Genomic DNA, 22,812 nt, shown 5'->3' with positions numbered 1-22,812 from the left:
CCACATGGACGTACGACAGATCACCGAAGACGCAGCCGGCTGGCTGATTCGACTGGAAGCGGAGCCGACCGCCGGATGCAAAGCGGAGTTCTCGGCCTGGCTGTCGCAGTCACCGCTTCATGTGGAGAACTTTCTGCTGGTCTCGGCCGCCTACCAGGAACTGGACGCACTGAAGGGGGCAAGCAGCATCGACGCCGGCCGGCTCATCGGTGAATGGTCGGCAGAGGAAGCTTCCAACATCGTGGCGTTGAATGCATCCGCCTCGGCCTCAGTCACGAGGCCGCCCGCTTCGATGCCGGAGAAATTGCCGACGCATTTCTCCAAGCTGCGCCTTGCCGCAGGGCTTGCCGCCGTGGCATTGCTCACCTGGCTGATCGCCGGCGCACTGCTGACGCCGCGCTACACAACTGCAATCGGCGAACAACGCACGATCAAGCTTCAGGATGCGTCGCGGATCGAATTGAATGCGCGCTCACGTATCGAGGTGGATCTTTCGGCGGCGACGAGAGACGTCCGTCTGCTCGACGGCGAAGCGCTGTTCTCCGTCGAGCACGACGCGAGCCGTCCCTTTCGCGTCATCACCGAACACGCGGTCATTCAGGCCGTCGGTACCGAATTCAACGTTTATCGCCGCCATGAGATGACCACCGTTGCCGTTGTGGAAGGCATCGTACGGATCTCTCCGAAGAATGGCGCGGCACAGTTGTTGGCCGCTGGCCAGGTTGCGGATATTCGCAACGATGGCCGTGTGGCGCTACACTCGGCGGATGAGGTGGCGCGCCAGATCGCCTGGCGTCAGCGCAAGTTGGATTTTCGGGGCGCCTCGCTGAGCAGCGTCGCCAGCGAGTTCAATCGCTTCAATCGCATGCAGATCCGTATCGATGATCCGCAAGTCGCGCAACGCGAACTCAACGGCGTCTTCAATGCCGACGACCCACAGGCGCTGCTGGAATTCCTGCGGCACGACCCGGAAATCGTGGTGGGGAATGACGGCGAGGCGGTGACGATCCGCAGACGTTGAGCCGAGACGAGATCAGCGCTCCAGCCGTGAGTAAAAAGTAACATTCGAGGCTCGAGCAGTCCTCATGCATGGCGCGAGTCATCATGCACGGATACGACGCAGCCGGCTGGACAGCCTCGGCAATCTCTTGCTCGTTCGCCATGAAGCTGCCCGTGCCGATGTATTGGCGGTTCCCGCGATAGTCGGCGAACGAGAGCGTGCGATCGTCGATGCCCCCGAGAAATCGCCTCGGCCCACGCGATGTTGAATATAGGGCCAACCCGTTTCAGACACGGACGCGATATAGAACCTGCCTCGCTCCGACATGAACGCGATCTCGTTCTCGCCGAACCGGTCGGACTGTCGGTTGTGGTCCGCAACTATCTCAGCCAGACCGCTCTTGGCCGAGTCGATCTTGTTCACGCGCGCGCCAACGAGTACTCGTGGTGCAATCCAGCGAGTATTCGGTTGGCCTGAACCACACCGGCGCAGTCGTTGAGCATCTATTGAAGAGCAAGCCCCACCCGGAGCAGGGTTATCGGGCGTGTCTGGGACTGCTGTCGCTGTCACGGCAGTACGGACAGGCGCGACTCGAGGCAGCGAGCGCCGTAGCGGTGAAGTTACAAAGTCCCACTCGCAAGAGTGTGCTGTCGATCTTGAAGACCGGGCGTGACCAGCACTCAGCGGCGGCGCCTGAACCGCTCGATCTGCCCAAGCATCCCAATGTACGTGGCGCAGAGTATTACAACTAACATCGGAGGCCTCATGTTGACGCAGCATACGATGGAAACCTTACGCCACACTGTCCTCGCTCGCTTGGCCGTCGATCAGCTCGCGCAGTTCTTCGCAATGGCGAGCGTTGCAAGCTAGAAGTTCACGATGGCGTCGGTCGAGAGCACCCAGCCGTTGCCGCCGACGGCGAACGGCACGCTGCTGTACCCGACCGGTGAGTCCTTCAAGTAGAGAGCTTGAACGCTGAAGTGCGTTTCCTTGCGCTCGAACGGGAACCAGTTCACGCCGACGCTCACATCCCAGGGCTCGCCGTAGTCGCCGAAAATCTTCGAGTACGCCGCATAGGCCTGCAGCCTCCGCGGCAATAGCATAGTCGATCCTTGCACTTGAAAGCCGTAATCGGTGAGTTCGGAGACCGGGATCGGCCCAACGGTCAGGAAGTCATCGAGCCAGCGGTAGTAGAACTCGCCCTCCAGCGACCAGCCGCGGTACTTGACGCCGGAGTTGAGCGCCAGCATCTCGTAAGTCGCCTTGCGAATGACGCCGCCCGTGCCGAACGGATCACGGCTGAAGATCAGCGTGCCATCCGACAGGCGCAGCTGCGAATTCTCGAAACCTTCCGTCCCCGGCTGCGCCTGCGCATCCTCGCGGCTGTGAGTGAAGTGAGCGCCGAGCAGAGTTGCGGGGCGCTCATGCTGCTCGAAATCGCCGAGACCCGCACCGGGACCGTATTCGCCGGTCGTGGGCATCCACCACACCGCCGCGGATGCTGTGTTGAAGCTGTCGTCCAACTGCGCGGCGTTGACTCCGAGCTGGCTCAGATTGTTGCCGATCATCGCGCGATAGCGAAGTCCGGGAACGATCGTACCTGAGGCCCATACGCCAGTCGTATATGAGCCACGGAAGAACTCGTCCGCAATCGTTCGGTGATCGTTCTTGAGCCAATTCGGAAACGTGGAATTCGTCGAGCGCGTCGTCGGCAACGCACCGATTCCCGCGGCGAGCGACAGATGCTCGTTGAACGTGTAGCTCAAGTTTCCCGCAACGACGACTTGCGCGGGATCTCCTTGGCTGGTGTTCGAAGTCCAGGTGTAGAAGAGGTAGCGAAAGTCGGGATCGATGAACCAACCCTTGAAGTTCAGCGTCACTTTCTGAAACTGAATGTCGTTGCGCAGATCGAGTCGCGTCGTGCGGCCGAACGCATCAGTGTAGTCGTGGTCGAGCGCGCGCTGATTGAGGTAGCGCACATAGCTGAAGACGCTGAAGTCGACCTCACCCAGCTCGGTGCGGGCGAGCACGAAGCCCCGACCAGGTTCGAATGCACCCCAGCGATCCTTTTGCGCAACGTTGCCTTCCGTCGGTGGCTCGCCGATCGTGGAGACCGGAGCACCTGGCGAGCGCTGAGCGGCGGATTCCGGCAACGCGGCCTGAAGCTCGGTCTCGAGCGCGGCGATACGCTCATCCCAATCCTGCATGCGGCGGACCATGTCCCGTCGCATTTCACGCAGCTCGATCAACTGCTTCTCGATACTTTGCCGCTCTTCGGTGCCGATTGACGCCGGCGCCTGAGCGAACGCCCAAATCGGCGCGGCGAGACTGGCCACCGTTAGCCAAGCTCGATTCGCCACAGCCATCATTTGACGTTCGCCTTTTCCCACGCGCGCACACGTTGGCGAGCTGCATCGAAGAGTCGTTCGTAGTTGCCTTTTCGAATGGCGCGGCTGGCTGCTGGCGTCAGCCGCGCGAACACCGGATCCCACATGTGAAAGACCCGCAGCTGGGTTGCTTGATCCTGAGGCGCGACATTGTCCGTGCCGAACAGAAAGCGATCCGAGTACTTGTTGAACGCCGCAGCCGTCCTGCGTTCGACCTCCGGCGAGGAGACCGCGTACTTCGCGACCTCGTCCCATGAGATGTCGAAGTAAACATGCCGCAGTGTCGGGTCCTCGATCATGCCGGAGATGATCTCGAGGTGATTGGCATCGCGCTCGGCTGAACCCGCGACGGCTTGCACCTGCACCGGATGGACGACGCGTCCCAGGCCCGTATGCGCCCAAATGATCGTCGCCTTCGGATGGCGGCGCAGTAGCAACTTCATCTGCGACAAGAACACCGGCTCCTCGTTGACCTTGGCAAAGGGCATGTCGATGTCGCTGTGAAGGATCACGACCAGTCCGACTTCGGCGGCAAAGTCCAGGATGCGGTCGAGCGCCGGGTCGGCCAGGCTCGCAATCTCGCCGGCCACCTTCGAGGAGACGAACTCTTTGTGAATCGTGAATTCACCGATGCCGGTGAACACGCCGGGAAATGTTTCGAGCACGCGCCTAATATGATCGACGCCGTACATGTCCGCCGGGTTGAATCCCGTGATCATCGGGTCGAGTCGCTGTTGCTGTTCCGGTGTCAGCGAGCGGTAGGCCATCGCGATGTACGCGTCCGTGAACGAGTAGTAATACAACGGCGCGTCGGATTGCAGGTAATACGTCGGGGCGAAATCGCCGGAGTTCTCGTGTGACCAGGTTTGCTGCAAGGGAATGCCAAACAGCGTCGAGCGGCCGATCTTGTCGCCCATGATTGCGAGATAGTCGCGAATGTCCGTGCCCTTCTGCACGTAGTTCGTCAGGTGAAAGTGCGAGTCGTGAAACAAATAGGCATCGTCGAGTTGCGCTGTACTGACCTCGGCGCTCAGCACGCACAAGAACACGCCTGGGAGCAATACGCGACCGTAACCAGCTCTGCTGCGATTCAAATGCTGTGACATCCCACTCACTCCCGACGTTCTATCGATCGTGTAATGAGCCGCAGCATGGGTCTGTATGTAGAGGGGGCAGCCGGCATGGGCCGAGCGAAAGTCGTCGAACGATGCCGAGAAGACACATCTCAGAACTGACGATCGAGGTGGCGTGATCCGCAGCCTGCCCTCGGTACGAATGTGGCTCGATCGGCAGCCGGCGCAACCTCATGTTTGTCACGTTGAGAGTCTCAGTCGAGCGTCATGGCAATCATGAGCTCAGTGATCGTCCGATGCGGGAACTCTCCATGCGCAGCCATACTTGCCAACCTCCAACGCTCGCCTCCGTGGCGCTTGCTTTTGCGATGACCGCAATACCCTGCGCGGTAACCGCACAGGAGCACGCCGCCCAGGAGGAGATCATTGTGAAAGCCACGAGCCTCGGCCGTTCCGCAATTGGCGCCGAGACCAGAACTGTCTCGACAAAGCGCCTAGTGAGTTATGCCGGTCTGAGCCTCACGACGCCCTCGGGCGTGCAGGTATTCAAGACTCGCATCCGGGATGCGGCAACTTCCGCCTGCAGCGAGTTGGACCAGAAGTATCAGATCGCGGCTGAGGGCGACACCACTCAGAAATGTATCGATGATGCTGTTGCAAGCGCTATGGCCGATGCGCAGAAAGCAATCGACGCCGCCGAGCAACGCGGGCCTGCGTATGTCGCCCCGCCTCCTGGGATACAGACGAGAGAGGGGATCACAGTCGAGGCCGCGCGCGGTGATCGCGGCGAGAAGACTCAGGTTGTCACGGCTAAACGTGTGGTCAGCTATACAGACATCAGCCTGGCAACAGCCTCAGGCGAGAAGGTTCTCGATACTCGCATCCGAGATGCAGCGTATTCCGCCTGCACCGAGCTGGAGCAGAAATATCCCGTCGCCGCCGAAGGCGACACCAAGAGAAAATGCATCGACAAGGCCATCGAAGGCGCCATGCCCGATATGCGCAAGGCGATCGACGCCGCAAGCCGCGCGTCGCGCTGAAAGCGAACTCTTTACGTACCCGCACCGTGCCTGGGGCGAATTGATTATCAGGGCGTACTGTCCAACAACTCGATCATCAACAGCGTCGGCCACAGCCAACGTCGTCCTGCCAGGTTGACCAGCTCAGAACTCAACCTCGATGCCGCGCGCTTTAGCGACTCTGTAAATGGCGTCGAAGCTCTTCGCCGAATCCCAAGGTTTGTCCGACGGTTCATGGCGGAATTCCCGATAGGCCCGCTCGACATTCAGATAGAGACGTGCCGGGGCACGCCATGTGCCATACGGTCCGAGGTCGATCTGCTCGGACGCCTGCAGGGAAGTCAGCCCTTTCTCGAAGCAGCGCTTGGATTCGCTGCGCATGTATTCGAGGTAGGCCTTCATCTGCGCCACCGCGTCGAGCCCGCACACCGGCCCATGTCCGGGCACCACGATTTTTGGCTGGAGCGAGATGATGAGATCGAGCGTCTCGATCCATTTTGCGTAGGTGCCGGTCCAGCCCATGGGGGTGCACAGGCGGAAGAGCACGTCGCCAGCGAACAGCACGCCCTCCTCCGGCACGTGCACGATCGTGTCTCCGGCCTGGTGGCATGGCCCCACGAAGATGAGGTGAACCGGCGTACCGTCGAGATTGAGCTCGCAGCGCTCATCGAACACGGTCGTTGGCAGCGCGAGCTCGATGCCATCGAAGTTGTAGTCCCGCGCCAACTGTTTGGCGATGGCCAGCGCGCCGGGATGAAGCATCTTGAGCAGCAGGCTGGACAGCGAGCCATTCGCCGCCTTGAGCAACTGCTGCGTTTCCTGCGGGTCGGCGACGTGCTTCATGCGTTCCGCCGCCCTGCGCTGGGCAATGATCTCGGCGCCTTTGAAGAGCTGGTTCCCCCACACATGATCGGCGTCTTCGTGAGTGTTGATCACGCGTTTCGGTATGCCCGGCCAGACCTTGCCGAATATCTCGATCATCTGACGCGCATGGGCGAGATCGGACTGCGTATCGATGACCACGCCGCCACCGAGATTGATGAGGCCCGAATTGGCATCGCACACGAGGTTCTTTTCATTCAAGACGGCAAAACAATTGGCGCTGACCTGCTCCATCTTCATGGTCTGAGTCTCCTGGCTCGGGAAATTCCCATTGCCTCTTGCCTCTGCGGTGAAGTTACTTCTCGCCGTGCAGCCGTCGCGCGCCTTCCAGGAGCGGATGCCAACCGAGCACCAGCGTGATCATGAAACCATCCATGCGGAGGTCGTCCGGCGCCTCATCGTTCAGCGTCGACTTGTAGCCGAAAGTGAGGTTCAGGTTGTCGTTGATCTGGTAACCGAGAGTGAGTCCGAGGCCGAAGTTGTCGAGCTTCTCTCCCGACACACCGTTGATGCTCGCTTTGCCGCCGCTGTACCAGGCGGCGTCGAGCGATCCCCAGGCGTGCTCGGTGAAGTCGTGTGTCAGGTGCGCGTCCAGCTGGAACAGCGCATCGGTCTTCAACGACTGCCCAACGTAGTCGTCGTTGGACCCGAACAGCCACACACCGGGCAGGAACTCCAGGGTCGTACGCCGGCCCGGCACCCATGCGCCGAGTTGCCAGATCACCGGCAGGCCCAGGCGTCCATACCAGCGGTTCTGTCCGATATTCAGCTGCTGGCTGCTGTCGTACTCGCCAACCGGCACTGCCAGGTCGGCGAGCAAGTCCACGGAGAATCCCGGCTCATAACGCAAGACGTCGGGAAGGTTCTTCTGCGCCGGCGGGCCCAGAAGATTGACGACAAACTCGATCATCGGGTCGCCGAACCCATCGGCCGATTGCGTGACTGAATTGCCAGCCGCGGTGACCGAGCCGGAGATCCGCCCCATGGGCAAGATGACCGCAGCCAAGGCTGAGCGATCGAGCAAAGTGAAGGTGCGCGCATAGCCTGCCATCGCCAGCGTGGCATCGAAGTTCGCGCCAGCTGTCACGGTGTGAGAAGGGTCGAAAGGGTTCGTGTTGCCACTGATCGACTCGAAAATGAGTGGCACCGCATTGGCGCCCGATAAAGTCTTCCAATAGAAACGCGCCGGGACCTGAGCCTGAGCTTGCATTGCGCCGAGCAATCCGATGGTGAGCATCGTTGCAACCGACCATCGCAACCAGATCACCGCTCTCATCGGACCTCCCGCGCAATTCCGCAGTCAACCGTGATGCCAATTGAGTCGACAACGCTCAGGGCTTCGGATCGGCCATCATGTCCTTTGGAGGCACGAATTGCCGCTTGCTCGTAAGCGGCGGGTATCCCGGGTCGTCCGGAACGCGCGGGGGAAGCTGGTCATATAGCGTCTCGAACACGGAGCGATTCGGTAGCACCACGTTGTCGGCGCGCACATAGCTGTCCCAGAGCTCGACCATCGCCTTCACTTTTTCGGGACGCTCCGCGGCGAGGTCCTTGCGCTCGGCGGGATCGGACTTGAGGTCGAACAACTCCCAATCGCCCTTACCCAATGGCCTGAATTGCCAGCGCAGCTTCCACTCGCCTTGCCGCACCGCTCGATTGCCGAACAATTCCCACGCGAGATAATCCTGGTCCGTTCGCGGCGATTCCTCCTGGCCCGCGAGCACCCGCCCCCAGGACTTCCCCATGAGCGGCGGCAGTTCGTGCCCCTCGTGTGTCTTTGGATAGCTGGCGCCACCAATTTCCAGCAGCGTCGGCATGAGATCCGCGACGTGCAGGAGCCCGTGATTGATACTTCCCTTGGGCCGCTTCACCACGGGGCCGCTAACGATGAGCGCGTTACGGATGCCGCCTTCGGCGAGCCACCCCTTGTATTGGCTGAAGGGTGTCATGGACACCTGTGCCCACATCGGCCCGTAAGCGACGTACGATCCCGGATCGCCCCAGGCGTTCGGATTGGTCTGCGACCAGTTGATTGCCGCGAACAGGTAGTCGCGCGTACCCGGCGTGCCCGAGATCATGGCGAACAGATCGCTCCCCTCCGCGCCGTTGTCGCCGAACACGATGAATATCGTGTTCTCGTATTCGCCGATCTTCTTGAGGTGGTCGATGAGCCGGCCGACATGGAAGTCGAGGTTCTCCACCATGCCGGTATAGAGTTCCATTTTCTTGCCGAGGACGCTTCGAGTCGCCGGAGCAAGCAACGTCGGATCAGGCACGAACCACATGCGCTCGGAGAGCGATGTGCCTGCGGGCATGATGCCCAGATCGATCTGCCGCTTCAGCCTTGCCTGGCGCATGGCATCCCAACCCTGGTCGTACGTGCCAACGTGACGATTACGCCAATCCCGCGGCAGATGATATGGATCATGCGGTGCTTGATGCGCGACGTAGGCAAAGAAGGGTTTGCCATCGCCGTGGTTGTCATCGATGAATTTGATCAGCTTATCGGTGTATGTCTTGGTCGCGTAGTAGTCCTTCGGCAGCCGCCTCAGATAGCGCCCATCCTCGGTGAACACCGACTTCGGGGATGCGTTCGTGAAATTCGTCATGTCCCAGTAGCTGCCCGCGCCGTCGAGCAGCGAGAAGTCACGCTCGAATCCGCGCGCAGCCGGGATCTGCGACGGCGCCTTGCCCAGATGCCATTTGCCAACCATGTACGTGTGGTAGCCCGCGTCCTTCAGCAGCTGTGGGAGCGTCACCACGCGGTCGTTGAGGTAGCCTTCGTAGCCGGGAACGCCACGCTGGTTGGGCGCGGTCCACTCGTCCATGTTGCCCAGGCCATTCAAATGCGTATCGACGCCGCTCAACAACATCGATCGGGTTGGCGAGCAGCTTGCGTGTGTATAGAAGTTCGTGAAGCGCATGCCTTCGTTCGCAAGCGAGTCGAGGTTGGGTGTCTTGATCTCGCCGCCAAACGCGCCCATGTCGGCGAAACCCATGTCATCGGCGAGGATGATGACGATATTCGGCTTCTTCACCTGCGTCTGCGCCTGAACGGTCACGGTGAATAACGCCGCGATAAAGCCCGCGACCATGCAGATAGATGGTCTCTTCACATGCGCTCCTGGCGCGGCCTCGGGCTCGTCGTAGTCCAGCGAGTGGTGCTTACGAGCAGGGGCGGTTCGTGTCATTGGTAGAAGCTCCTGCAGAGTCATCGAGCGAAGCGTGGCGTTCGGCATTCGCGGGCCGCAACCGCCTCCCGGATGTGCTGCATTGGATCTGCACCGAAATGTGGATCGCCGGCAGAAGCCAGTTTTAGTACTCGCGTCCCGTCGGTACGATGCGTAGGTAGGGCACGTGACGACGTAAACCCGCGACGCTGCGGCCGCCGCAATGTTTGTTGCGGACGCACCGCGGACTCTTGGAGGGCGGTCGGCTACTGCGCCGGAATCGTCACCAAGGGCAACCGTTCCGGGGCGCCAGTGTCGGCCAGCGTGAAGAAGAACACGACGGCCGTGATCGCTCGCTTTGCCCTCCAGTCGTTATCATCCACCCAGAACCATTTTCCGCGGTACTGAACCGAGACATACGCAGCCTGCGGCTTTTCGAGCCCACTACGAATCCGCCCGATCCCACGCATGCCCTCGTCGGCGTGCTCGAAGGATGGCGTAGCAAACCCTTGGTGCAGATCCTGATCGGGCACCTCGACGTAACTCGCAAGTGCCTGCAGTATCTGCAACAGGGACCGGCTGTTCACTGCAAGCTCGCCCTCAGCGCCTCGCATCGGCGAATACGACAGCACGAATTTCTGCAGTCCTTCGGGCAGCTTCAGCAGCCGCCTCACCTCAGCCGTTTTCTCTCTCATTTCTGCAGACAGGTCGTCTCGCTGGAAGAACAGAACAGCGGTTGAGCGCTTGGCCTGATCTTCCTCCACGCGCATGCCGACGCCGCCGGCCAGCTGCACCTCGCGCATCAACTGCAGCGCCCGCACGAAATCGGGGTCAGCCTCGCTCACCGAGCCTGCCGAAGCTGTTCGATTGCGCACGCCGTTCAAGGACTCGACACACAGCGACAGAATGAAATCCGCGGCGTACCCGGACTGAAGCATGAAGAAGATATTCTTCGGATCGATGGGCGTAATCAATCCGCGCAGAAACTTCTCCCCGGTCATCGGCAGGTACGTGATCGTCGGTCGATCCGTGTAAATGGCTTGCCCACCGAGCGACGCATAATCGCCCTGCACGGCCCGCTCGGACGACAGTACGCCGCTCACCGAGACGCCGGTCTGCAGCGAATACCCGGCGACGATGGACGAGACGTCCACGAACACCGGCAGGTCCACATAGCGAATCTTCACGATATTGAGCAGCGTCTGTTGCTTCCATGAGTCCGCAATGGCGGTGCTGTAGTCGAATCGATCCATTTCGACTGTGCGGGGGCCGACACTGGCGCAGCCGGTCAGTACCATAGCCGCGAGGATCGAGGTCAGTCTGTTCACGGTGCACACTCACATCCGCTTCATTCTGCGACGGATGGCGACCGGGCAAGTAATCCAACGCGTCCGCAGGATCAGTCGACTTTCACGACCACATACTGACTACCAGAGGCCTGATAGTAGGTTCCACCGCATTGGTGCAGGCTGGTGCCTTCTATTACGACGACGGTGCAGGAAGGCGGCAGCGAAGCGACGTACATGGATGTTCTGTAAATGGTGCGCCTCGTAGTGCGCCGGGCCACGCCTGCCACGCTTGCTGGCGTCGCCGGCCGGCCGACGACGGCATGAGCATACGCTATCGGTGATATGTATTCGAACGCGCCTCTTGGTTCCATACAGATGACGGCGAACAAAAGCCCCGTCGCCAGCATCACCAACGTCGATCTCCTCTTCATTTGCCCTCCTCCGTTGCGGTGACCTCTCCGGCTTCGTCAACCGGCAGCGTATCGACCTTCCTTGCACCTTTCGGAGGGACAAATGTGAACTCTCCAGGAGTGATCGCCGGCCTGGTGTTCCAGTGGCTGAATTGCATACTGTACTGCGGCGCGCCGGTCATCCACTTGGTCGTGATCACGTACTTCACGGGCAACGGCCGATCGCCGGTCATGACCCACACCTGCCAATCGACGTTGTCTTTGCGAAATGCCAGGTGATGGCACTCGACGCCCTGCACATATGCCTTGCCGTAGTAGCCGCTACTGCTTATTCCCGACGCCAGCACTGCATAAGGATCGGAGAACAGGAGATCAGCCCCCGGAAAATCCAATCCAGTGCGGCTTTCGACCGCAGCGATCGCATTGTCGATGGTGCCCGCAACATCCATTTGAGCGTAGATGTTCAACGTCTTGCCGAACATCGTCAGCTTGTTCCCATCGTAGATCAACGCGGCGTCGGCAAACTTGCCTTGTCGAACCACATGGATCCGCGACGGGCGCTCGACGATCACAGTTGCGTAACTGTTCAACTGCAGCTTCTGACCTTCCTGCGTGATGATCTCGTTACTTACGTCCGCTGACACGCTGAAGGCCTTGGTACCCGCGAGAAATTTTGACATGGCCCGCAGAATCTCGTCGGCGTCGGGATTGAGATGCTCGGCCGCAAGCGCAGATCCGCTCGAACAGCCGACGAAGACGACAAGTGTGGTCGCCCAAAAGCCGCCCTTGATCGATGATCCGCGGTTCATACGAGCTTCTTGCCCCCATATACATGTCGATGTTCGAGAGGACGGCCGGGGAAGCGAGACACACCGCTGCACTGCTCGCAGGATGCGAATGATGTCGATGAGATCAATCGATTCACCACTTGCTTTATCGACGATTGCAACATCGAGATCCGTTCCTCGCCAACAGCTAACACGCGGGACGCGAAGAACTTCCACTTTGGCAGTTACGCGTTCGGCATTCTCAGGCGCGGTTAGGCCCAGGGGGTATGCGCAGAAGGACGCTCGAAGTCGCCTGCAATACACAGGGTTCCCGTGACATGCACCCTCACGCGGGCCGCACCCGCAGGAGGTGGCTTCCCCACGGCGGCAAGTCCACGAAAAGGCCGGGGCCCGCGGCGTCAAGGCCGTCCCGCTCGAACATCTGCCCGCTCAACTGATCGTCGAGGCGCCATCGATGTCCGGGCGCATCCTCCCATGACAATCGGATGTTGGCCTGCGACTGCGCACCGGAGAGATTGACGACGATGACGTAACGCGTGTTCCTTCCTCGCCAGTACCATGCCAGTATGTTCTGGAAGCTCGCATTGTCCGGCCAGCCGGTTCGTTCGCACAGCCGCCACTCGCCGTTGCGGACTGCATCATCCGCGATCGCACGCAGCAACTTGTGATAGAAGTCGCTCAGCGCTTCGTCCGGACGTTCATCCGGTCGCCTCCCAAGAAAGACAGGAACGCGCACACGCCGGCCCTCGATCTGTCCCTCGTGCACGAGCATTGCGCCGGGCAACGTCAACGCCGTAACCGCAACCGCGCGTGCCTTGCGCGGTTCAAATGTCGAAGCCGCCCGTGGCTCATCGTGATTCTCGAGGAACCGGAGTAGCTTGGCCTGATACGCCAGGTCTGCGCACAGATGCAACCGCACGGCCTCGACATCGCCGTGCTCGAGGCGGTCGTAGAGCCGTTTGTCGTAGCAATAGTCGAAGCCCTGCTGCTGCAGTTCCCATTCGAGGTCCCAATAGGCTTCAGCAATGAGCTTGAAGCCGGGATGCTCCGCGCGCACCGCGGGAATCACCTCTCTCCAGTAATCCTTCTGCGGCGGCTGGCCAGCGCGCGCTCCCCACGTGCGCTCGAAAACGGAGTTGAGCATGAGCATCGCCATGTCGCAGCGCACGGCATCGCTCTGATTTGCGATTTCGTGCAACGTTTCGATGGCGGCAGCGCGCAGCGACGGTACGAACGCGTTGACCTGCAGTACGTCCGGCCAGGCCGGAAAATAAGGGTCGCGGCCACATGCGAGCACCTGCCCGTCACGCTCGACGAAGGAGGACGGATCGCGCGCGCGGTCCTGCGCTGTGCCTCGAATAAAGTACTCCGGATGCTCGCTCACCCAAGGATGATCGCAGGCGACATGATTCGGCACGAAGTCGAGCACGAGGCGCAGACCACGGCGCGCCAGCGCCTGGCGCGCCGTTGCCAGCCCTTCACGGCCGCCAAGCTGCGCATCGACGACATAGCGGCGCACGCAATATGGTGAACCGACATTGTCCGCGACACGAAAGTCCGGCAAGGCTCGCTGGAAATCCGCGCGCAGCGCTTCGTTGCGATTCGCAATTTCAATGCCTGTGGGACTGCGCTCCCACACTCCCATGAGCCAGACCGCATCGAAGCCGAGTTCAGAGATCGTGTCCCACTCCACGTCGGGGACCGAGGCGAGCGTCAGAGAGCGATCCGCCTTGCGACTCAATTCCGCGAGCCACACCCACGTATTGATCTCATAAATCGAAGGGTGCTTCGGCCACTCACTCACAACTCACCCCGCCGCGCGGTGGCCGAACGCTCCCTTCGTGCCCGCCTCCAGTAGTTTGCGCGAGTCGAACATGCCGTACATCTGGATCAGACGGGCGACGACGCCCGTCCATCCCGTCTGATGGCTTGCGCCGAGGCCCGCGCCGTTATCACCGTGGAAATACTCGTAGAAGAGAATGTGGTCGCGCCATTGCGGATCTGTCTGGAATTTCTCCGACCCTCCGAACACCGGGCGGCGACCGTTCGCGTCGCGCAGGAAGATGCGTGCCAGACGCCGCGACAACTCCATGCTCACCTCGAATAGGTTCATTTTGTGGCCCGATCCGGTCGGGCATTCGATCTGGAAGCTGTCGCCGTAGTAGAGGTAGTACTGCAGCAGCGCCCGGATGAGCAGCGCGTTGACGGGCATCCAGATCGGACCACGCCAATTCGAGTTGCCGCCAAACATGCCCGAATCGGACTCCGCGGGGAGATAGCCCACCGAGAAGTGTTGCCAGCCAACATCGAATGTGAACGGATGCTCGTAGTGGTAGCGTGACAGCGCGCGCAGACCGTATGGGCTCAGAAACTCCTGCTCATCGAGCATGCGTGTGAGGATGCGGCGTAGCCGCTGCTCATTGACGAGCGCAAAAATGCCGCGGCCGGCGACGCCCAGGTGCCCTGCGCCGGTCGCGTGCACACTCTGCATCAGTTCAGGCATGCGCTTGACGCGTTCGCTCATCGCCGCCACCACCCGCGGCATGCGCTCGCGCTGCCACCCTTCGATAACGGTTGTGGCACAAACCGGCAGCAGGCCCACGATCGAGCGCACCTTCAGTCGCTGCGCGCTGCCATCGGGCAATCTCAGCACGTCGTAATAGAACCCATCCTCCTCATCCCACATCCCACCAGTCCCGGTGCGGTTCATGCCCGAGGCGATCCAGAGAAAATGCTCCACGAATTTGAGACACATATCCTCGTAGCTCGGATCCTGGCCGGCGAGCTCCACGGCCAGCTCCATCATGTTCTGGCAGAAGAGCGCGACCCATGCCGTGCCGTCGGCCTGCTCGAGATTGCCGCCGGTCGGCAGCGGCGCGCTACGGTCGAACACGCCGATGTTGTCGAGCCCGAGGAAGCCGCCCTCGAAGACGTTCTTGCCGAAGCGGTCCTTGCGATTCACCCACCAGCTGAAATTGAGCGTCAGCTTGTTGAAAGCGCGCTTGAGGAAGTCCATGTCCGGCGCGTGGCCAAGGGCCATCTCGACGCGATGGATGAATAGAGTGGCCCACGCGTGCACGGGCGGATTGACGTCGCTGAAGTTCCATTCGTACGCGGGGATCTGCCCGCTCGGGTGCATATAAATCTCACGCAGCATCAGATCGAGCTGCGTCCGTGCAAAATCCGGATCGACCGCGGCCAGCGCCACACAGTGAAACGCCAGGTCCCAGGCCGCGTACCAGGGATATTCCCATTTGTCCGGCATCGATATCACATTGTCGTTCACCATGTGATACCACTCGCGATTGCGCATTGCGCGCTCCTGCGCATGCAACGGATTGGCCCGATGCTCCTCCAGCCACAGGTTGGCGTCGAAGAAGTAGTACTGCTTGCTCCAGAGCATGCCGGCGAGCGCCTGACGCAGCACACGCGCCTCGTCCCGAGTGGCGGACGGTGGCGTGATGGATTTATAGAACTCATCCGCCTCTTGCAGCCTGTCCGTGAACACCGCATCGAAGGCCGTTCCGAACAGCTCGCCCGCTCGCCGGCTCGGGTCGGTGAGACGTAGTCGAATCACCGCACTCTCCTGCCCTCCCACGGTCAGCATGTAGTGCGCGGCCGACTTGGTGCCCATGCCGTCGGGGTTCACCGCATCACGCTGCTGATGGACGACGTATTCGTTGAATGCGTCCTTCACATACGGCGTGGCGTTGTTGCCGCCGAAGAGGCGTTTGTTATTGGTCTCATTCTCCGTGAATAGCAGAGTGGGAGCGCCTTCACAGTACAGCTCGCGTTCGCCGAGCGCATCATGCGAGGCCAGGATCGCCGGCATGCCCGACTCGCCGCCCGCGTTTCTCAGTATCGGTCGCGATGCATGCGGTCCGACGCTCCAGGTATTGCGGAACCAGAGCGTTGGCAGCACATGCAGTGTTGCCGCCTCAGGGCCACGGTTCGCGATAGTGATCCGGATCAGGATGTCCTGCGGATCCGCTTTGGCGTACTCCACGAAGACATCGAAGTAGCGGTCCGCGTCGAAGATGCCCGTATCGAGCAGTTCGTACTCCAGATCCTGCCTACCGCGCTGTCTGTTCCGGGCCACGAGCTGCTCATACGGATATTCGGATTGCGGGTACTTGTACAGATATTTCATGTACGAGTGCGTCGGAGTGCTATCGAGGTAGAAGTAGTATTCCTTCACGTCCTCGCCGTGATTGCCTTCGCTGTTGGTGAGACCGAACAGGCGTTCCTTGACGATCGGGTCCTTGCCGTTCCAGAGCGCGAGCGCAAAGCAAAGCCTTTGCTTGTCATCCGAGATCCCGGCGAGTCCGTCCTCACCCCAGCGGTAGGCCCGAGAGCGCGACTGCTCATGGGTGAAGTAGTCCCACGCGTTACCGTTGTCGCTGTAGTCCTCTCGCACGGTTCCCCATTGGCGCTCGCTGAGGTAGGGACCCCATCGCTTCCAGGCACCATCTTTGTCGCGTGCCTCGTCGAGTCGCGCCTGCTCTGCATTGCGTGCCATGGCCATTCTCCCGCTCGTCGCAGCCCTCGACAGGGCACGAGAAACTCAGAAAAAGATCAACGTACGCAGGCTACGGCACTCGCACGATTGGACTTTTCGCGGATGGCCCAAGGTCCTCTTGTCTCGCGGGCGGAGCGCACGGAAAAAGAACGCCAAGCGTGAAGCGCAGCCAACTGACTCATTGATCCACGGTCTGGGTGGCAACGCAGCGCTGAACAAGCACCAACGAGAGTACAGAGCACACGCGTATGGCTTCGTTCGGCGCGTGAAAGCACGTGCCCTGCATACGCATCGTGGCGATGGAATTTCCATACTAAAACGAATCCTCGAGTGGCGATCCACATTCCGTCCGGAAATGCGAATGCACACACGCGGAAGTCGCTTGCATTTTTGGCGAGCCGCAATGCTCGCCACCCTAATTGCGTGTCTCACAGCGAATGGACCTGTCCTCGCGCAGCGCGCGTGGAGCCTCGTTCCAGCCCTGCAGGAACGTTTCGGCCTCAGCGAGCATCAGGTGCGCGGCGCCCTCGGTGCTCTGCTGGTGTTTTCCCGCGAACGGCTTGCCAAGCCCGAGTTCGACGATCTTTCCGAGCGCATCCCAAATGCAGAGCGCATCATGCAAGATGTCAAGCAGAGCGGAATCGTGACGAAGCCGATCGACAATGTCGGCGAATACGAATCGGTACTGGTGCGTCTCGGCATCGCACCGTCAGTCGCTGCTCAGTTCGCACCCGCCGTGGTCGATCTCCTGGGGGCGGCCGGTTACGGCCATGAGCAAGACATTCTCTGGGGATTGTTGCACTGACAACCAAAAACGCTCTGCTACCGGCAACTGACTTGCCGGCATGACGGCAATCGTCGACGCCGACGCCTTCGCCGCGGATAGCCTGCGGCCCCGATCTGCCGATCTGCCGATCTGCATCGCGCACGCGCCAGCGAGTACGCGTGGTGCAGCTCGCCGGGCATTGCCTTGGGTCTCATGCGATCAACGTGTCGAGTTCGCTGAGCGCTTTGCGACCCAACGCATACGCTCTGCGTGCGAGTCAACGGCGTTCGGCATCGTGAATCGAAGGCGTCGGTCGCCGAGCCGCTCCCCTTCAGCAACCGATTTTCCTCTTTAGGTACTCGATCGCCTCGAGCTGCCGGCGCTCGATCCAGCCAGCGTCAGGAGGAACTGCAGCGGCTGGATGGAGCGAAGCATCTTCGTCAGCATAGCGAGATACGACTCATCGAGCGCCTTCCGTCCTCGACTGAAGCGAGCCGTTCGAATTGTTGGATACTAGGGGCGAGCGGCGGACGTATCTGGTGGCGCGCGCGTGGTCGACCGTGAGTGAGAACTCAAAGTTGCCGGCGAGCGGCGCAAGACTCGAGATCGCAGCTGACGATCGTTTGTTCTCGCTCCAGCGCGGCCGGGGAGCCTCATTCGGCATCGGCGAGCCCATCATCTCCATTAAAGGCCGGACCGAGCGCGTCTGGTACTACCCGATCGCGCCGGAGGCACTGACCTACTTCGTTACAGCGCGCTGTCAGCACCACGCTGTACGGCCAGGACTTCAGCGCTCAGTACCAGATCTGGCGCACGCTCGATGCCGCTGAGTGAGTACTGCATTGTCACACCTCATGTGACCGTGCCCGGGCTCCCCGTGGTCGGCAGAACCACGACCGTGAACCAGTAGTTGCTGAGCGAGCGGATAATTTGCGCAAAGTTCTCGAAACCGATCGGCTTGACGACATAGGAGCTGCACCGCAGCTTGTATGAAGCAAGCACATCGGCATCGGCGTCGGAGCTGGTCATGACGATGACGGGAAAATGCCTGAGTCGCTCGTCCTTATTTAGTTCCTGCATGACCTCGCGTCCGTCCATGCGCGGCATGTTCAAGTCGAGAAAGACCAAGTCCGGTTCCGGGGCGTTTTCAAACGGCGTCTGCTTGCGCAGAAACGCCATGCATGCCTCTCCGTCAGAAACGCGATGCACCCTCACCAGCAGCTTGGCGTCCTGGAATGCCAGCCGCATCAGCTCCGCATCGTTGTCGTTGTCCTCGACCAGCAGGATATCCACGGGCCGGCCGCATGCCACGAGAGTGCTACTCATCGCTCAACTCCGGAAGGGTAAAACGGAACACGCTGCCTAGACCTGCATCCGAGTCCACCCAGATGCGGCCACCGTGCCGGTGAACGATGCGACGGCAAGCGGCAAGACCAATGCCCGTCCCACGAAACTCATGCGGTCCGTGCAGCCGCGTAAATATTTCGAAGATGCGCTCGTGATAGCGAGGCGCGATGCCGATACCGTTGTCCTGGACGGTGACCTGCCATTCCCCACCGACGCGTTCGGCTGAAACGTACACGCGCGGCGACTCAGGTCCATGGTATTTGATCGCGTTATCGATGAGGTTGAGCAGCAGCTCCACAAGCGGCGAACGATGTCCCATGACCGTCGGCAGCTCACCGCACGTGACCTGCGCGCCGGTATCACGTATCGTGCTCTCGAGCAGACCCAGCACCTGATTGAAAACGTCGCGAAGCTGGACGCGCTCCAGCGGCTGCACTTCCGCGCCGATGCGGGAGTACTCCAGCAAGTCGCGGATCAGTCGCTGCAACTGATCGATCGAGTCGATTATGCGCCGCAGCCAATCGCGCGCCTGAGTATCCAGCTTGTCGGCATACTTCGAGCTCAGCAACTCAGCGAAGCTGGCGACGCCGCGCATCGGTGTCTGCAGGTCATGTGAGGCAACGTATGCGAACCGTTCCAGCTCCAGATTGCTGCGCTTGAGCGCCGCATTCACATTTCTCAGCACGGCTGACTGGCGCAAGCGCTCACTTTGATCGACGATCGTCGCAAGCACCGTCATGCCGCCATCGGCTTGCGCCGGGCTCAGTCCGATTTCGACTACGAACTCAGAGCCGTCTTTGCGCAGTCCATGCAGCTCCTGGCCGCTCCCCATCTGGCGCGTACTGGCTTCGCGTATGAACTCGCGGCAGAGCGTTTCATGCTTCGCACGCAGATCACGCGGTACCAGGATCTGGATGGATTGGCCCAGCAGCTCGCTACGCTCATAACCAAACAACGCCTCGGTCGCGGCATTGACCAGCGCGATCCGTCCCGCGGCGTCAGTGACTACCATCGCGACAGGCGTTGCTTCGAACAGCGTGCGGAATCGCTGCTCGCTGAGTGCCAATCGCCCATTGGTCTTAGCCAACTGCGCCGTCCGGGCCTGAACCCGTTGTTCCAAGCTCACGGCGAGCGGTCGCACCCATGTCCTCACCAGGAAATAACCCGCGAACGAGGTCGCCATGACCAGCGCCAGCACCCACTGCAGCTGCCGCCCGAGGGGTCGATAGATTTCCGTCGAGTCGACGCTCAGCAAAACAACCAGTCCAAACGGCTCGATCGGAGCGTAGCCGACCGTCAGCCGCCGTCCCGCAGCGAAGCTGCTCGTGACCCCGTGCTGTCCGCTGAACGCCCGATTCGCCGGCTGCGTCAACGGATCCGTATCCTTCAACAGCACCGCCGGAATCGTTGTGTTGACGTGGAAACAATCGATGCCGCGCCGCTGCCTGTCGCACAACATCAGGCGCGACGATTTTCCGAATGCCTCCGCCAAACCGAGCAGGCCGCGAGTGGCTTCAGGCATGTACTGCTCCATTACGAGCGTGCCGAGCGGCCCCAGCTCGTCGTCCAACGGCACTTCGTGTCGAACGTGGATGCCCCGATTCCACGCGAGCGTGGTTGGAATATCGGCCGTGGCATGCAAACCCTGCGCGTCGCGCTCCATCGGATTGCCAATGCTGACCAGCTCGCGACCGGCACCATCCATCACAATAATGGATGTAACATCGCCCGCAGCATGGCTCTGGGCCTCCTCACGGATGGCGCCGCGAAGATCCGAGCGCGTCGGATCGGCCGCCAGGAGCCGTACCCACCGGAGCAAGTCGTGCCGATTTGCTAGCACCGAAGCGCGATTCGCTCGCAGCGTCATGGAGGTGCGGATCTGTGCGGCGCGCGCATGAAGCGTCGACTCCAATCCTTGCGCCAACATACTTTTCAAGCTGTTCGCGTTCGAGACGAGGGCGGCGATGCCGAGCGCGCACGCAGCCAACGCAATGAGCCCGCTCGCGCGCCGGGCGATGCGTACCTCCTCGGCGCGCGGCGCACGCCAACGAGTTCGGATCAACCACAAGCCGCTTCCCAGCAGACAGAACGCCGCCGCAGTGTGCATCGCCACCGTACCGAATGCGGCCCATGAGTACAGCACGTCGATATCAATGGCGTAACCAATCAGTCCGACTGTGCCTATGATGACGACGATAGCGCTGGCCATGGCGGCGATGTCACGAATGAGCGGGCTGTTGCGGGGAGTGCGCGACAGCAGCAGCACCGGCAGGCTCGCTGCCACAAACGCCACGGCGGTAGCGAGCGACATGCGGGTCGGCGGCGGCTGGTAGTTCAGACCGGTGATCAGAAGATTGTCGATGCCAAGATCGACACCCCTGCCGTATTCGAGCAGCGTAAGCGACGCCATCGCCATCGTAATCGACGCGCAGATACGCGCGACGTGAGCGGCACCTCGGCTGCTCCAGGGCGCGAGTGCCAAGGCGATACCAGTCATCACAAAGCCAAGTGCCGTATTCGCCTTCATCGATACGAGCCCGGGGAGAACGGTGGTCACGATGGGAATGCGCAACCACCAGCCGAGTAACACACTCGCGCCGAGCGTCGCCACCAAAATCCCGAAGGCACGCGACAGCTGCAGCCGGCCCTGGATGGCACCGGCGTCCAGTTGCACTGTGACGAGCGGATGATCCGCGCTCCCGGCATTCATGAGGTGCGGGCCTCGCCGCTTGGCATTGAAGTTTTCAGAGTGTCGTCTCGCACCGCGCGGGGTTATTAGGGATTCCCGCCAAGAACGCCGAGAACCTGCCTAATCGCGAGCCGCCGCCTGCTCCACGTGGGAATTCCGGAGACGTTACGCGGAGGACCGGATTGCTTGTCGAGCCTTCGGCAGCGGCGAGCGCAGCTCACGAATCTCATCTTTAGAGCCTGTGCGAATTACTCGGACCCGTCGCGCTTCGAGACTTCCGCGCCCCGCGCAGAAACCTGTCGCTTCCCGCGCGAAGCGCCAACTACGATATAACCTGGCAGACGACGTATATTTCAAAGGAGCCCCGAGGTGCGAAGACATACCGAACGACACCGGACGCAGCGCATTGGCTGGCTGCGAGCGGCAGTGCTCGGCGCCAACGATGGATTGATTTCCACGGCCAGCCTGATTCTGGGCGTGGCGGCCGCTGGCTCTGATATGCGAGGCGTTCTCACCGCAGGCGTCGCTGGACTCATCGCCGGTGCAGCCTCAATGGCGGCAGGTGAATATGTTTCCGTGAGCTCACAGGCGGACACGGAAAAAGCCGATCTAGCCCGCGAGCGCCAGGAATTGGCTACTGACTACGCAGCCGAGGGGCGTGAACTGGCTGGCATCTATATCCGCCGAGGCCTGACACCCGAATTGGCGCGGCAAGTCGCTGAGCAACTCATGGCGCACGATGCACTTGGTGCCCATGCGCGCGATGAGTTGGGCCTTGCCGAAACGCTCACCGCTCGGCCCGTCCAGGCCGCTCTGTCATCGGCAGCGAGCTTCGCAGTGGGCGCGATGTTTCCATTGATCGTTGTGATGCTCGCGCCTGAGCCTGTTGTGAGCTGGGCGGTGTCGGCAGTCTCTGTGGGATTGCTGGCGATGCTGGGTGCACTCGCCGCTAACATCGGCGGCGCTCGTCTATCGGTTGGCGCGTGGCGCGTGACCTTGTGGGGAGCGATGGCCATGGCCGTGACGAGCGCTGCGGGTGCCCTGTTCGGCGCTGTCGGGTAAAGCTCGACGCTTCCCTTTCTTCATTCGCTCCTCCCCCGTCGAGTGTCAAGCCGGCACTGGCCAATCCGGCCGCAGAGTTCAGTCTTCCTGTATCGAGCCAAGATACACGACCAGGCGATCGATCAGTGAGTCGGCGAGCGCACGCGCCTCCGCGTCATTCGAGGCTTCGGCATCATAGAATTTCCAGCCCCAGACCGGCATGTACGGCAGCCCATGGGCCGGACGCTCGAATCGTCCGTCGATGGTGCGCCTCACCTGCTCCGCCGGAAATTCGCCGCCATGGCGCTGCGCGATTCCGGTCAGGTCGGGCACTTCCACCTTCAGCATCGGAGCCATTGGGCCATTGCCTCTTCCTCCCACCCCGTGACAGCTCGTACACAGCCGCCCATACATCTCCTTGCCGGACATCTG

The 22,812-nt window shown here is 61.1% G+C and carries 16 protein-coding genes and 2 pseudogenes; 5 read left to right on the top strand and 13 right to left on the bottom strand.

All coding sequences use genetic code 11. The features are described 5' to 3' along the window. Window positions 1–4: 4 nt before the first annotated feature. Entirely contained in the window at window positions 5–1,021 is a 1,017-nt protein-coding gene (locus EKO19_RS36275) for a FecR family protein (protein ID WP_129782330.1), read from the top strand. A gap of 127 nt (window positions 1,022–1,148) precedes the next feature. Here the strand turns inward: EKO19_RS36275 and EKO19_RS40105 are convergent. Next, a pseudogene (locus EKO19_RS40105) lies at window positions 1,149–1,423 on the bottom strand (pyridoxamine 5'-phosphate oxidase family protein); the annotation flags it as partial. A gap of 65 nt (window positions 1,424–1,488) precedes the next feature. On the opposite strand from EKO19_RS40105, the pseudogene EKO19_RS36265 reads away from it, so the two are divergent. Continuing rightward, a pseudogene (locus tag EKO19_RS36265) lies at window positions 1,489–1,752 on the top strand (IS21 family transposase); the annotation flags it as partial. Between the two features lie 114 nt (window positions 1,753–1,866). Here the strand turns inward: EKO19_RS36265 and EKO19_RS36260 are convergent. Further along, complete coding sequence (locus EKO19_RS36260) at window positions 1,867–3,369, bottom strand: hypothetical protein (protein ID WP_217705821.1); 1,503 nt, start codon at window positions 3,367–3,369, stop codon at window positions 1,867–1,869. After that, entirely contained in the window at window positions 3,366–4,493 is a 1,128-nt protein-coding gene (locus EKO19_RS36255) for an amidohydrolase family protein (protein WP_129782328.1), read from the bottom strand. The genes EKO19_RS36260 and EKO19_RS36255 overlap by 4 nt, the downstream gene beginning before the upstream one ends. 200 nt (window positions 4,494–4,693) lie before the next feature. Here EKO19_RS36255 and EKO19_RS36250 point away from each other — a divergent pair, with 200 nt between their 5' ends. Beyond that, window positions 4,694–5,500: a UrcA family protein gene (locus tag EKO19_RS36250; protein ID WP_129782327.1), complete on the top strand. Its 807-nt coding sequence runs from the start codon at window positions 4,694–4,696 to the stop codon at window positions 5,498–5,500. A 123-nt stretch (window positions 5,501–5,623) separates the two neighbouring features. On the opposite strand, the gene EKO19_RS36245 is transcribed toward EKO19_RS36250, so the two are convergent. The 7 genes from EKO19_RS36245 to EKO19_RS36210 all read right to left on the bottom strand — a co-directional run bounded on the left by EKO19_RS36245 (window position 5,624) and on the right by EKO19_RS36210 (window position 16,537). Next, the gene (locus tag EKO19_RS36245) at window positions 5,624–6,601 is read right to left on the bottom strand and encodes an MBL fold metallo-hydrolase (protein ID WP_129782326.1); all 978 of its coding nucleotides are present in this window, start codon (window positions 6,599–6,601) and stop codon (window positions 5,624–5,626) included. 55 nt (window positions 6,602–6,656) lie between these two features. Next, on the bottom strand, window positions 6,657–7,637 hold the full coding sequence (locus tag EKO19_RS36240) for a transporter (RefSeq protein WP_129782325.1): 981 nt from the start codon (window positions 7,635–7,637) through the stop codon (window positions 6,657–6,659). A 55-nt stretch (window positions 7,638–7,692) separates the two neighbouring features. Then, window positions 7,693–9,477, bottom strand: a complete 1,785-nt coding sequence (locus EKO19_RS36235; RefSeq protein WP_157995602.1) for an arylsulfatase — start codon at window positions 9,475–9,477, stop codon at window positions 7,693–7,695. A gap of 320 nt (window positions 9,478–9,797) precedes the next feature. Continuing rightward, window positions 9,798–10,859 carry a hypothetical protein gene (locus tag EKO19_RS36230; protein ID WP_129782323.1) on the bottom strand — a complete coding sequence of 354 codons (1,062 nt, stop codon included), beginning with the start codon at window positions 10,857–10,859 and terminating at the stop codon, window positions 9,798–9,800. 388 nt (window positions 10,860–11,247) lie between these two features. Continuing rightward, complete coding sequence (locus tag EKO19_RS36220; RefSeq protein ID WP_129782321.1) at window positions 11,248–12,039, bottom strand: DUF2092 domain-containing protein; 792 nt, start codon at window positions 12,037–12,039, stop codon at window positions 11,248–11,250. Between the two features lie 304 nt (window positions 12,040–12,343). After that, window positions 12,344–13,822 carry an alpha-amylase family glycosyl hydrolase gene (locus tag EKO19_RS36215; RefSeq protein WP_129782320.1) on the bottom strand — a complete coding sequence of 493 codons (1,479 nt, stop codon included), beginning with the start codon at window positions 13,820–13,822 and terminating at the stop codon, window positions 12,344–12,346. A gap of 3 nt (window positions 13,823–13,825) precedes the next feature. Next, window positions 13,826–16,537 carry an MGH1-like glycoside hydrolase domain-containing protein gene (locus tag EKO19_RS36210; RefSeq protein ID WP_129782319.1) on the bottom strand — a complete coding sequence of 904 codons (2,712 nt, stop codon included), beginning with the start codon at window positions 16,535–16,537 and terminating at the stop codon, window positions 13,826–13,828. Between EKO19_RS36210 and EKO19_RS36205 the strand changes: the two genes are divergently transcribed. Beyond that, complete coding sequence (locus tag EKO19_RS36205) at window positions 16,536–17,342, top strand: DUF2780 domain-containing protein (RefSeq protein WP_129782318.1); 807 nt, start codon at window positions 16,536–16,538, stop codon at window positions 17,340–17,342. The two genes, EKO19_RS36210 and EKO19_RS36205, sit on opposite strands and share 2 nt — an antisense overlap. Window positions 17,343–18,155: 813 nt before the next feature. On the opposite strand, the gene EKO19_RS36200 is transcribed toward EKO19_RS36205, so the two are convergent. Together EKO19_RS36200 and EKO19_RS36195 are read right to left on the bottom strand one after the other, a co-directional pair. Further along, window positions 18,156–18,596, bottom strand: a complete 441-nt coding sequence (locus tag EKO19_RS36200; RefSeq protein ID WP_217705820.1) for a response regulator — start codon at window positions 18,594–18,596, stop codon at window positions 18,156–18,158. Between the two features lie 25 nt (window positions 18,597–18,621). Further along, the gene (locus EKO19_RS36195) at window positions 18,622–21,360 is read right to left on the bottom strand and encodes a PAS domain-containing sensor histidine kinase (protein WP_129782316.1); all 2,739 of its coding nucleotides are present in this window, start codon (window positions 21,358–21,360) and stop codon (window positions 18,622–18,624) included. Window positions 21,361–21,708: 348 nt separating this feature from the next. Here EKO19_RS36195 and EKO19_RS36190 point away from each other — a divergent pair, with 348 nt between their 5' ends. After that, entirely contained in the window at window positions 21,709–22,401 is a 693-nt protein-coding gene (locus EKO19_RS36190; protein ID WP_217705819.1) for a VIT1/CCC1 transporter family protein, read from the top strand. 78 nt (window positions 22,402–22,479) lie between these two features. Here the strand turns inward: EKO19_RS36190 and EKO19_RS36185 are convergent, their stop codons facing one another. Next, window positions 22,480–22,794: a c-type cytochrome gene (locus EKO19_RS36185; RefSeq protein WP_246039040.1), complete on the bottom strand. Its 315-nt coding sequence runs from the start codon at window positions 22,792–22,794 to the stop codon at window positions 22,480–22,482. Between the last annotated feature and the right edge of the window lie 18 nt (window positions 22,795–22,812).

It is taken from the genome of Peristeroidobacter soli, assembly GCF_004138485.1.
Classification (GTDB): domain Bacteria; phylum Pseudomonadota; class Gammaproteobacteria; order Steroidobacterales; family Steroidobacteraceae; genus Steroidobacter; species Steroidobacter soli.
Note: the sequence above shows the minus strand (reverse complement) of the source record. Positions and strands in the feature narration are given on the sequence as shown.